Below are 11,848 nucleotides of genomic sequence, written 5' to 3'. Positions count from 1 at the left end.
CTTGCAGCGCCTTGCCCCTTCGGACCCGGGCGCCGGGAGGTCTTCGAGAGATCGTTCCGTCACTCTCGTTCCGCGTCAGCTATTGCGCAGCCGTGGATTGAGGGCGTCGTTCAGGCCCTCGCCGATCAGGTTGATGGCGAGCACGGTGAGCAGGATGGCGACGCCGGGAATGGCCGTCAGATACCAGGCGGTGCGAAGCTGGTCGCGGCCGGCACCGATCATCGTGCCCCAGCTCATCACATTGGGGTCGCCGAGCCCGAGGAAGGCCAGCGAGGACTCGGTCAGGATCGCGCTCGCGACCATGATCGAGGCGGTGACGATCACCGGCGAGAGCGTGTTGGGCAGGATCTGGCGGAAGATGATCCGAACATCGCTCATGCCGATCGAGCGGCAGGCCAGCACGAAGTCGCGCTCGCGCATCGTCATGAACTCAACCCGGACCAGACGCGCCACCGGCGGCCAGGAGACCAGCGAGATGGCGAGGATGATGGTGAGGAGCGAGGGATGAAGTAGGGTCACGATCACGATCGTCAGCAGGAAGGGCGGCACGGTCTGGAAGGATTCCGTGCAGCGCATCAGGATGTCGTCGACCTTGCCGCCGTGATAGCCGGCGAAGGCGCCCGCGACGATGCCGAGAAACAGGGCCGCCAGCGTCGCCGCGATGCCGATGCTGAGGGAGATCCGGGCGCCGTGGAAGATGCCGGCGGCGAGATCGCGCCCCAGCGCGTCGGAGCCGAGCGGGAAACCGGCTTCCTCGCCAGGCCACAGCATCGGGCGGGTCACCATCGACCAGGGGTCCTCGGGAAAGACGAGCGATGCGAGCAGTGCCATGGCGACGATCGCGATCAGGAGCACGCAGCCCAGGACGCTGGTCCAGCGCTGGCAGAACGCGCGAAGGGACTTGCTGCGAAGGAGCGTCACGACAGGATGATCCTTGGGTCGACCAGCGCGTAGACGATGTCGACGACGATGTTCATGACGAGGACGAGCACGCAGCTGATGACCAGCACGCCCATCAGCAGGTTGAAGTCACGCTGGAAGATCGCTTCGGAAGCCAACCGTCCGAGCCCCGGCCAGGCGAAGACGGTTTCAATCAGCACGGCCCCACCGATGAGCGAGCCGACCTGCAGCCCGACCATCGTGACGATCGGCAGGAGCGCGTTGCGGAAGACGTGACGCCACGCGACGGTGCCGTCGGAGAGCCCCTTGGCTTGGGCAGTGCGGACGTAGTCGGAGTTCTGGACCTCCAGCATCGAGGCCCGCATCAGCCGCGTGTAGATGGCGATATAGAACAGCGAGAGCGCCGCGCTTGGCATCACCGCATGGCGCGCGATGTCGAGGATCCGCTCCCAGGTCGAGAGGCGCACGCCCAGCGTGGTCATGCCGCCGGTCGGGAACCAGCCAAGCTGAACCGAGAACAGCACGATCATCATCAGTGCGATCCAGAAGATCGGCGTGGCATAGAACAGCAGCGCGGCCAGCGAGATGGCGTTGTCGAGCGGCTGGTTGACGTGGCGCGCGGCGGTGACGCCGAGCAGGATGCCGGCGCCGACCGCCGTGGTGATGCTGATGCCGAGCAGCAGGAAGGTCGGGGGCAACCGTGTCATGATGAGCTCGGACACCGGCTGGTTGGTCCGCAGCGAATAGCCGAGGTCGAAGCTGAGGATGTTCAAGGCATATTTGTAGAGCTGGACCAGGAGTGGCTGGTCCAGCCCGAGTTGCTGGCGCATGCGCGCCAGATATTCTGGCGAGGCCGCGCCCGCCTCCCCGGCGAGGACGTCGACGACGTCCCCGGGGGCACTGTGGAGCAGGACGAACAGCAGGACGATGATGACGAGCATGGTGAGCACGCTCTGCATCAGCCGCCGTGCCACGAAACGGGGCAGGTTCGACACGGCCTGGCTCCTATCGCGCTATTCGGCCAGCCAGGCCGTGGCCAGATTGCCATAAGCGCCGTCCGGGCCGACCGTCGGGCTATGCAACTTCTTGTTGTAGACGGTGGTAAAGCTGAACTCGAACAGGTTCAGGATCGGCAGGTCCTCGGCGACGGTCTTTTGCGCCTGGGCGAAGAGAGCCTTGCGCTTCGTCAGGTCGTTTTCCTCACGCGCCTGCTCCCAGACCTTGTCGAGATCGGGGTTGCTGTAGCCTGAGGCGTTGGCGAAGGTGACGCCCTTGCGGATGTTGGGACCGTAATACAGCCGCTGCACGCCGGCGGAAGGATCGGCGAACATGAAGAGGAAGTTGATCGACAGATTGAAGTCGTAATCGGTATAGACGCGGCGCAGGAAGGTCGGCGAATCCGAGGAGCGGATCTCAACCTCGATGCCGATGCGGGCCAGGCTCTGCTTGAGATACTCAGCCATGCGCGAGAATTCGGGAGAGGGCGTCAGCTCCGTCGTCAGCTTGAAGCGCGGGGCGGAACCCTTGCGCGGGAATCCGGCCTGATCGAGCAGATCATTGGCCTTCTTCTGATCCTGGCCATACATCGGCACGCCGTCGGTGGTATAGTATGGTGAATCCGAGGTGAGCGGGCCGGTCGCGATCTTGCCGTAGCCGAAGAGGATGTTGTCGAGGATGAACTTGCGGTCGAGCGCATACATGATCGCCTGACGGACGCGCTTGTCCTTGAGGTATTCGTTGCGCGTGTTCACCTCGACCATCGCCATCGGCGCGAACATCTGGTAGCCGTCCGTCGTCACCGCCAGTTCAGGCTTGGTCAACAGGCGCTTGAGATCCGAGGGCGCGACGGCGTTGAACACGCCGAGCTGGGCCTCGCCGGCCTCCAGCGCGGCCGCCCGCGAACCGCCATCGGGCATGACCCTCATCACGATCTGATCGAGATAGGGCTTGCCTTCCTGCCAATAGCCCGGATTGCGCTCAAGCCGGATATACTGGCCGCGCTGCCACTCCTTGAAGACGAATGGCCCGGTGCCGACCGGTGCATTGTTGACCGGATTAGTGCGGATGTCGGTGTTCTCGTAGAGATGCTTGGGAACAACCTGAGCGTCCCAATTGCCGAGCATCGAGAGCAGGAACGGCACAGGCTTGGACAGCTTCACCACCACTGTCATGTCATCGGGCGTCTCGACGCCTGAGAGGTTCGACCAGGTCACGCCGCTGCGCGGGTGCAGCTTGCTCCAGACCTCGGAGATCGAGAAGGCGACGTCGGCGGCCGTGAATGGCTTGCCGTCATGCCACTTGACGCCCTCGCGCAGCTTGAAGGTGTAGGTCAGGCCGTCCGGGCTGATGGTCCAGCTGGTTGCAAGGGCCGGCACTGGCTGCTGCTTGGCGTCATAGGCGACGAGACCCTCGAGGATCTTGCTGGAGACCATCACGATCGGAGTCGAAGGGTTGAAGGCCGCTGTCAGCATGGCCGGCTCCCAGGTCAGCGCGACCGTCAGGACACCGCCGCGCCGCGGCGCTTCCTGGGCCAGCACCCCGCCAGCCCCGCCCATTCCCAGCGACAAGGCCGTGGCCGCGGCGCTGCCCAGCAGCGCACGGCGCGTCAGGAATCCCGTCCCGCTCTTCGTCATCACACCTGTCCCCTTTTTTCGCCCCGCAGCGCGGATGCGACATTAATACAATCATCATTGATGATGATACTGGGTTTGGCAAGACTTGAATGCGGTCGCTCTCAACTCAGCAAAACGGCGCCCAGAAGGGAGGCAGCCTGCACGTTGCCAGCGCAGTGAATGGCTGACCGATGGGCATCGAAGCCCTGTTCGCGGCTGTATATGGAGCGCCTCGGGCCGGAGTGGCCGATCAGCCCCCGACCTGCATCGAATCGCGGTAGCCGCGAACGACGGCGATCAGCTTATCGAGGTGCCGGCGCATCGCATGCTCGGCTTCCGCCGGATCGCGTTCGCGGATCGCCTCGGCGATACGGGGATGGTCGAGCGCCATGCTCATCGCGGTCCCAGTGTTGTCGGCAATGTGGTCAAGCAACTTAGCCAGCGGATCATGCCGTGGGTCGAGCAGCATCATCGTCATCGCCGCGAGCATTTCATTGTGAGAATAACGCGAGATCAGCTCATGGAAATTATGGGCGGACACAGCCCGACTGCTGGCTTCGACGCAATCGACATGCTGCATCGCGGCCGCAACAATTTCCGCCACCTCCGCTTCGGTCGCCCGTTGCGCAGCCAGTCCGGCTGCCTCGATCTCGACCGCTCGACGCACATGCAGCAGATCGATCAGCTGCTGGATCGTGCTGCCGCCGACAGCGGCCGTGACTCGCGCGCCATGGGCGGCGAGGCTGCCGCTCTGAACGAGTTCTGCGAGCCTGTCTTCTCCCTGCGGGGTCAGGATACGCCCGCGCTTGCCAAGCGAGCGGGTAAAGCCGAGCTCGTCGAGCTGCCGCAGGTAACGTCCCGCCGTCGCCTCGGCGACATCGATCCCCGCGCTGCGGAAGGCGCCCGCCAAACTGAGCGCACCGGACGGGCCTTCCGCCTCAGCCAGAACCCGCAACGCGATCAGCTGCATGCGATCCTCCAGTGGAAGATTCGTATCGGAGCCCGCGTCGTTACCGTTCGTCATCATCTGGTCCACCGCCAGGCACCGGATGTCGCTGCGCGAATCACGCGGGCTCCTGCAGCAAAGACATCCCCAAGCCATCGTCATTCCGCCTGCATATCCTAAATCCACAATCCGCGTGAATTTCCTCCCAGAAAGCGGAAAAGCGCGACGGGCCATCGGCCCGCCGCGCCCCGCGCAAGCGCCTGCGCCTCAGGGCTTGAACGCCGGGAAGCTTTCCGGCGAGAGCTGGTCGATCGTCCGCTTGGCCCAGTCGCCGTTCTCGGTTCCAGCCCACATCTTCGCAGCCGCCTCCTGAACGCCGGCGGCGAGTTTCGGCAGGTCGACATTGGGGATGTGCCGTTCCCGCATGATCCACTCGCCGTCGACGATCGAGCTGTTCAGGTCCTCGGCCTGCGCGGAATAGACGATGTTGCGGATCGGATCGCGCACCGGGGTCATGAACATGCTGCGCCCTTCCCAGAGCAGCATGTCGGCCTTGGCGCCGACCGAGATCCGGCCGAGGTCGTCGCGCCCCAGCGCCTTCGCGCCATTGAGCGTGGCGGCGTTGAACACGTCGGCCGCCGTCGCAACGTCGGTGCGGCGGTCGACGATCTTGCTGACGACGGCGGTCCAGCGCATCGCTTCGATCATGCTCTGCGGGCAGGTATCGGTGGCGATCGTCATGTTGACGCCGCGGGCGAGGTAGCGCGCGAAACTCTCCATGGCGATACCGCGCCGCGCGAAGACCCAGACCGCGTGGGCGACATTGGTGCCAGTGTCGGCGAGGATACCGATGTCGTCGGCATGGTAGTTCGTCCAGGAGGTGCCACCGGGCATAATGGCATGGCCGAGGATCACGTCGGGGCCGAGGAAGCCGAGCTTGTTCAGCCATTCGATCGGCGTACAGCCATGGCGGCGCGTCATCTCGATGAATTCCGGAACGGATTGCGAGACGTGCAGCGCCAGCGGCACCTTCATCTCCGTTGCAGCCGCGCGCGTGCGCTTCAGCATGTCTTCCGATGTGGTGTCGACCTGATAGGGCGTGAGGAAGCCCTTGATGCGGCCGTTCATCATGCCATCGTGCTTTTTGATGAACTGCACGGCCTTTTCTAAGCCGTCCTGGCCATCATCCGGCAGCCAGGTGTATTTCACCGTCTTGCCATCGTCGGTGTACCAGCGGCCGGAGCGATGGCCCTGGCCGACATAGGCGCGCAGACCCGCCCCGCCGGCCATCCTGACCGTATCCTCGCCATAGCCCCCGATCTCCATGATCGTGGTCGTGCCGGTGCGGATCAGCTCCGGGACCGAGAACGCGATGCAGGCGCGGCGCATGTCGTCGGTGATCGACACGTCGCGCGCGATCAGGAACTCGAACAGACCCGAGAGATAGAAGGAGCGCGGCCCGCGATCCTCGACATAGCTCTTGTCGAGCGGGGATTCGGTCAGATGGGCGTGGGTGTTGATGAAACCCGGCGTGACGATCTTCTCCGGCGCATCGACGACCTCGTCGACCTCTCCCTCGAAACTTTTGCCGACATGGATGATCCTGTCGTTCTCCCAGACGACGACGCCGTCGCGGAGATGGCGATGGCCTCCGTTCTGAAAAGCGATGATGTGGCCAGCCTTGATCATTCTGCGCATGCGTCGTCCCTCCCGATGCCGAGCCATGGGCCCTGCCGGTTCAGTATCGCATTGGACAATCATCATCAATAATGATTAAGAGCTCTCGGCCCAGTGGAGAACGCATGATGCCGGCAGATGCCACCCGGATTCTGATGGAGCTGCGCGAAACCGGCCGGACCATGCAGCCGATTGCCGATATTCCCTATGAGACCGGCTATACGGTCCAGCGCGAGGTTGCCGAGGCCCTTGGCGAAACCGTCGGCGGCTGGAAGGTGGCGATCGGCCCCGGCGGCGTGCCGATCGGTGCGCCGCTTCTGGCCTCGACCATCCATGGCGACGGCGTCTGTCTCGGTCTTCCGGCCGGTGACTTCATCAAGATCGAGACCGAGCTCGCGCTCCGCCTCGCCAGCGACCTTCCACCGCGGGCCGTTCCCTACACGCGCGAGGACATCGTGGCGGCGATCGCGTCCGCGAGTTCGGCCTTCGAGATCGTCATTCCGCGTGCCGGCGAGCCGCCCGAGATCCCCTTTGGTTTCTATCTTGCCGATTATCTCGGCAACGGCGCGACGGTCCTCGGCCCGCCCGCCGCCTGGACACCTCCGCCGCAACGATACAGGGCCCAGCTCTGGCTCGACGAGGCTTTCGCCGCGACGGCAGAACACCCGCAGATCGACCCGCTGGCTTCACTCCTCGCTTATGCCAACTGCCAGCCGGACCAGATGGGAGGTCTGCGGGCAGGGCAAATCGTGATGACCGGTTCGATCACGAAGCCGCTCTTGCTTGGAAAGGCCAGATCGGCACGCGGACAAGTCGGCGAGCTAAGTCCGGTGAACTTTTTTCGACCAGAGTTGCGCTCAAAGAGCTGAGCTCGTGGGAAGATTTGAGCGGCGTGTGCCTCGACGACTGGCAGAGTAGGAGCGCCTCTGACCGTCTCGCGCCAAAAGCAGACATCGCACTCTTACCCGAAAGCAGACGCGATGATCCTGCACCAGCGCATTTGGGCGGCCGCTGGCAAGGGCTATTTATGCCTGCCCTCCCACACGCCGTGGTTGGGTCAGTCGAGAGACACGTTGTAGCTAACCGCCAGGACCCTGCGCAGTTCGTCCCAATCGGCGTGAGCGAGATGTGGAATCTCCACAGTCCCACGATAGGGCGCTTTTAGACCTGTTGAGGTCGAGATGTGAACTATGGAGCCGGGTGGCAAGAGTGCCCTTTGGGCAGCGATGCGCAATGCTGCGAGACCCGCGGCCGAAGCCGGCTCGCTCCATAGACCGTCGAGCGCCAGAGCAGCCTGGGCATCCGCAATATCCCGATCGTGAACCGCGACAGCGTGCCCCCTGGACCGATGCAGTGCGGCTATTCCGCGAAAGCCACCGCGGACGGAGCCAATACCGTGAGCAATGGTTTCGGCCGGCTCCAGAGTACTGGGTGAGCCGCTGGCGCAGAACCGGCCAAGGGCATCCGAACCCTCAGGCTCGGCGGCGATCAAGACTGGCTCTTCCTTCGTCAGGCCCAGTGCCTTGAGTTCGGAAAAGCCTTTGCCGATCCCGAACAGCAGCTCGCCGTAACTCGTTGGCACGGACACTGCTGCAGGCACTCGGCCGAGTTCGAGGAAGAGTTCATATGCGATGGTCTTGTAGCCCTCGGGGCCGAACGGATGGCCGGTATGGGTCGCCGCCGTGTTGCCAATCAGATACCAACCCGGCTGGCGCGACAGGGTATCAAGGAGCGGCCACCGCGCGGTGCGTGGCATCGCGATCACGGCGGCACCATAAGCGCGCATCTGTCGTGCATGGGATGGCGAAACCGCGTCGTCGCAAAGCACGATGCATTTCAGACCGGCGCGGGCCGAGTAGGCCGCGGCCGAAGCGCCATGATTGCCGGATGAAGAGATGACCGTGCCGAGCGCGCCGGCGGCCGCGGCAGCGCTGACGGTGCAAAGGCTCAGGCGGTCCTTGTGACTCCAGCTCGGATTGGCGCTCTCGTCCTTGACGAAGAGCTCGGGCAGGCAGGCCCAGGCAGCCGCCTGCGGCGCAGAAACCAGCGGCGTCGTGCCCTCGCCGCAGGACAGGCCGGGCAGGAGTGGCGGCAGCAGCGGCGCCCAGCGTTCGAGGCCACTGCCGAAGCGTGGCGCAAAAAGGCCGTCTGCAAGTCGCTCGTAGGCGTAGCCGACCTCGTAGGGATAATGGAACGGCTCGGCGCCGGTTTCGTCGATATGGGCGACGAACGGGGGAACCTGCGGATAGAGCGGGCGCCGAACGCCATTGGACATCGAAATCAGGGTGTCGGCCAGGGATGGCGACGCGGTCACCCAAGGCGGCGGAGCCGCCTCCGGGCGACGATCGGTGAAGCGGTCCATTCTCGCCTCAACGCAGCGGCAAGGCGTAGATCTGGCCGCCCTGCGTCCAGAGGTCGTTCTGGCCGCGTTCGAGACCTATGCGCGAGCCCTTGCCGAGATTGCGTTCGAATATCTCGCCATAGTTGCCGACGGCGGCGATCATCCGGGCGACCCAGCGCTCGTCGAGGCCGAGCGCCTTGCCGAGTCCCGGCTCGCTGCCGAGCAGGCGCTTGACGGCTGGCGGGCCTTTCGCGGCAAGTTCTGCCGCATTTGCGGAGGTCACGCCCATCTCCTCGGCCTCCATCAGCGCGAAGACCGCCCAGCGGACGACGTCGTAGAACTGCTCGTCGCCTTTTCGGATTGCGAGCGCTGTCGGTTCCTTCGACAGGCGTTCCGGCAGCAGGACATAATCGTCGGGCCGTTCGGCCTTGAGCCGCATGCCGATCAGCGGTGTCGAGTCGTTGCTGTAGGCATCGCAGCGGCCGGAAAAGAACGCATCCTCGACCGCGTCGAGCGCGGCGACCGTCACCGGCGAGAAGGTCATGCCGTTCGTGCGGAAATATTCGGAGAGGTTGAGTTCGGAGGTGCTGCCCTGCTGGACGCAAATGGTGGCGCCGCTGAGCTGCCTGGCGCTGGTGACGCCAAGCTTGCGTGCGACGATGATCGCCTGTCCGTCATAGAACCAGATCGGCGCGAAGCGCAGGCCGAGCTGGGCCTCGCGGGTCAAGGTTACGGTCGCCGTCCGCGAGAGCACGTCGATCTCGCCGCTCTGCAAGGCGGTGAAGCGCGTCACGGTGGTTGTGGGTACGAAGTCGACCTTGGTCGCGTCGCTAAGGACGGCTGCGGCTATGGCCCGGCAAAGATCGGCGTAGATGCCGCTCCATTTGCCCTCGCGGTCCGGCATAGTGATGCCCGGCGTGCCCTCGGAGGTGCCGCATTTGAGGACGCCGCGCTGCCTCAGCGCGTCGAGGTGCGGCCCTGCGGCAGCCGGCGGTAGAGAAAAGAGCAGCAAGCCTCCTGCAAGCGCCGCGGTCCTGATGACACCTGTGATCATTCGCCCCTCCATTCTTGGCCGATCGAGGCTAGGCAGGGCAGCATTATGCGTCCAATATCGGCTGTCGCAGACCCGATAACAAAAGCTGATAGATGCAGCATCGGCAGATCGAAGCCTTCGCCGCCGTCATGACGAGCGGAAGTGCGTCGCGCGCAGCCGAGCTGCTTGGAGTCTCCCAGCCGGCCATCAGCCGCTGCATCGCTGAGCTGGAACGCGAGCTCGGCTTTGCCCTGTTCGACCGGATTCGCAGCCGCATGGTTCCAACATTCGAGGGGCGGATGTTCTTCCGCGAGGTCGACAGCCACTTCCTGGCGATGGCGAAACTGGAAGCGGCGGCTGCCCGCATTCGGGAGTTTGGAGCGGGTGAGCTCAAGATCGCGAGCCTGCATTCGCTGGGAGCGCGGCTTGTGCCCAAGGCGCTGGCCCTCTTCCAAAGGGCGTTCCCGAAGATCAGCGTCACCTTGCAGGTGCAATCGTCCAGCCAGGTCAGGGACCTCGTAGCATCGGGGCAGTTCGACCTCGGGCTGTGCTCAGAAGAGGTCGATCTCAATGGTGTCGAGCATCAGCATTTTGCCGATTACCGGATGGTCGCTGTGCTGTCGCACGTTCATCATCTTGCATCCCGGGCCGTGATCCGACCGGAGGATCTGCATGACCAACCCTTTCTCCAGCTCGATTTCGACGAACGCCTGTCGCGAGATCTCCACTCCGCCTTCGCCGCCGTGCATACGAAGCCGCGCGTCGTCGTGGACGCGGAGTATTCAGCTACGATCTGCGCGCTGGCCTCGGAAGGGGCGGGGATCGGCCTCGTCAACCCAGCGGCGATCGCCGGGCTGGATCGCTCGGGGGTCAAGGTGCTGCGCTTCGAGCCGGCGCTGCATTTCCGCAAGCATCTTGTTTTCCCGCCGGGGCGCCCGCGGCCACAGCTCGTCCGCGATTTCCTAGGCGTTTTGGCCGAGGTAAGGAACCGTTTTACGCTTCAGCTCGACAACGCATGACAAGCGCCAACTCCGGACCTTCGGCAACCGCCAATAAGCGGACGTTAAGCGAGGCGAGCCGGCTTTGCGAGCCGCGCACTCTTCATGTTGTGGAATCACAAAACCTGCTCCTCGGCGAGCAGGCGATAATGCGCCATCTGACCTGCCGCCCAGGTCTCGAATTCTCGCGCGAAGGCGGGCGAGATGGAGATGTCCCGACCACCATGGCTAACCGTGAAGCAGCCGTGCCGCTCAGCCTCGACGAAGATATTTCCGATATGCTGGCGCGAGACACGAAAGCGCTCGGCCAGCGCGCCATAGGATAGCCGGATTGGTGGTGTCCTGCCGAGCAACGCCGCATAATGAGCTGCGAATGCCGCTGACAGCACCGGATAGCCGCAATCATGCTCCGTGAATCGGACGATGCCCGGGAAGGGGGCGAAGAGGATATCTTCGGCATGGAACCGGTCGTGCGAGCGGCCAAGCCAGTCGGAGAGAGGGTCGGCCTCGGCACGCAAGCGATCGGCGAGCGGGCCCGACGGAGGCGCCAGCCGTTCCGACGCCTCGAGAAAGGCGAGGGGCGAACGGGCGATCTCCTGGAGCAGCACCATCGACGGGCGCAGATGCAGCGCCCGCCGATCGCCGCTACCCCGGGTGGCGATTACATAGCCGCCATGGCGCAACGCGCTGATGAAGCCGGCGATCTGCCTGGCGCTCGCCGGCGCGGCGCGCTGCAGGGCCGCGAGCGTTGGCGGCTCCCCGCGGCCGCGGCGCCAACGCGCATCGTTCCCGATCAAAACGAAAGCGACGAGGTAACGCAGCTTCTGTGCGAACACCTTATTGGTCGGCCAAGACACTCCTGGCGGCTGGACCATGGCGCCGCAGTAGGATTCGAGCGCATCGGCAAAATCTGGCGAGCGCATCAAGGTTGCGGCATAGGTCCACGTCTTCCGCTCGGCAAAGTCCTGAACGGAAGAGTGGAGGGCTGCCGCAACCGGCTCGGACTCAAGCACGTGGCTCATGGGAATCCCTGCAAAGTTTGGACTTCGCAGCCTCCATTACCTGTAGCAGTAATGCGGTGCCTGCTGTGAGGGTTAGTGGGGCGACAAGGTTGATGAAACGTCGCTTTAGCAGCTCGGATCGCTCGCAGCGCAGGCTGATCTGGGGAGGCTTAAGCTATGTGTGACCTATGTGCCCGGCCCGCATTCGGATTGTCCCGCCGCGGCCTTTTTTCTGGCATGGCAGCCTTAACCGCCGCCGCAACGCTTTCACCCCAGGTCTTTGCCCAGACTGCACCACAGAATGCGATCACGCCAGACGAGGCGCTGAAGCGGTTGATGG

10 protein-coding genes and 1 pseudogene are annotated in these 11,848 nt (G+C 64.2%); 3 read left to right on the top strand and 8 right to left on the bottom strand.

Annotated elements, in window-relative coordinates; genetic code table 11:
* Positions 1-75: 75 nt before the first annotated feature.
* The 5 genes from AC1DIN_RS28980 to AC1DIN_RS28960 all read right to left on the bottom strand — a co-directional run bounded on the left by AC1DIN_RS28980 (position 76) and on the right by AC1DIN_RS28960 (position 6,156).
* Entirely contained in the window at positions 76-921 is an 846-nt protein-coding gene (locus AC1DIN_RS28980) for an ABC transporter permease (RefSeq protein WP_476812251.1), read from the bottom strand.
* The gene (locus tag AC1DIN_RS28975) at positions 918-1,895 is read right to left on the bottom strand and encodes an ABC transporter permease (protein WP_476812250.1); all 978 of its coding nucleotides are present in this window, start codon (positions 1,893-1,895) and stop codon (positions 918-920) included. The genes AC1DIN_RS28980 and AC1DIN_RS28975 overlap by 4 nt, the downstream gene beginning before the upstream one ends.
* Before the next feature lie 18 nt (positions 1,896-1,913).
* Complete coding sequence (locus tag AC1DIN_RS28970) at positions 1,914-3,533, bottom strand: ABC transporter substrate-binding protein (protein WP_476812249.1); 1,620 nt, start codon at positions 3,531-3,533, stop codon at positions 1,914-1,916.
* 229 nt (positions 3,534-3,762) lie between these two features.
* Entirely contained in the window at positions 3,763-4,539 is a 777-nt protein-coding gene (locus AC1DIN_RS28965) for a FadR/GntR family transcriptional regulator (protein ID WP_441473676.1), read from the bottom strand.
* A 186-nt stretch (positions 4,540-4,725) separates the two neighbouring features.
* Positions 4,726-6,156, bottom strand: coding sequence for a chlorohydrolase family protein (locus tag AC1DIN_RS28960; RefSeq protein WP_476812248.1), 1,431 nt, complete (start codon positions 6,154-6,156; stop codon positions 4,726-4,728).
* A 104-nt stretch (positions 6,157-6,260) separates the two neighbouring features.
* Here AC1DIN_RS28960 and AC1DIN_RS28955 point away from each other — a divergent pair, with 104 nt between their 5' ends.
* Positions 6,261-7,004, top strand: a complete 744-nt coding sequence (locus tag AC1DIN_RS28955; RefSeq protein WP_476812247.1) for a hypothetical protein — start codon at positions 6,261-6,263, stop codon at positions 7,002-7,004.
* 188 nt (positions 7,005-7,192) lie between these two features.
* On the opposite strand, the gene AC1DIN_RS28950 is transcribed toward AC1DIN_RS28955, so the two are convergent.
* Positions 7,193-8,497, bottom strand: coding sequence for a threonine synthase (locus AC1DIN_RS28950; RefSeq protein ID WP_476812246.1), 1,305 nt, complete (start codon positions 8,495-8,497; stop codon positions 7,193-7,195).
* Positions 8,498-8,504: 7 nt separating this feature from the next.
* Positions 8,505-9,530: an amino acid ABC transporter substrate-binding protein gene (locus AC1DIN_RS28945; protein WP_476812245.1), complete on the bottom strand. Its 1,026-nt coding sequence runs from the start codon at positions 9,528-9,530 to the stop codon at positions 8,505-8,507.
* 92 nt (positions 9,531-9,622) lie between these two features.
* On the opposite strand from AC1DIN_RS28945, the pseudogene AC1DIN_RS28940 reads away from it, so the two are divergent.
* Positions 9,623-9,796: pseudogene (locus AC1DIN_RS28940) on the top strand (helix-turn-helix domain-containing protein); the annotation flags it as partial.
* A gap of 12 nt (positions 9,797-9,808) precedes the next feature.
* Entirely contained in the window at positions 9,809-10,528 is a 720-nt protein-coding gene (locus tag AC1DIN_RS28935) for a LysR substrate-binding domain-containing protein (protein WP_476812262.1), read from the top strand.
* A gap of 95 nt (positions 10,529-10,623) precedes the next feature.
* Here the strand turns inward: AC1DIN_RS28935 and AC1DIN_RS28930 are convergent, their stop codons facing one another.
* The gene (locus AC1DIN_RS28930; RefSeq protein WP_476812244.1) at positions 10,624-11,529 is read right to left on the bottom strand and encodes a MarR family transcriptional regulator; all 906 of its coding nucleotides are present in this window, start codon (positions 11,527-11,529) and stop codon (positions 10,624-10,626) included.
* Positions 11,530-11,848: the final 319 nt, after the last annotated feature.

It is taken from the genome of Allobosea sp. 05T438 (assembly GCF_056396025.1).
The sequence above is the reverse complement of the archived record's forward strand: the minus strand, read 5'-3'. Positions and strand labels throughout refer to the sequence as shown.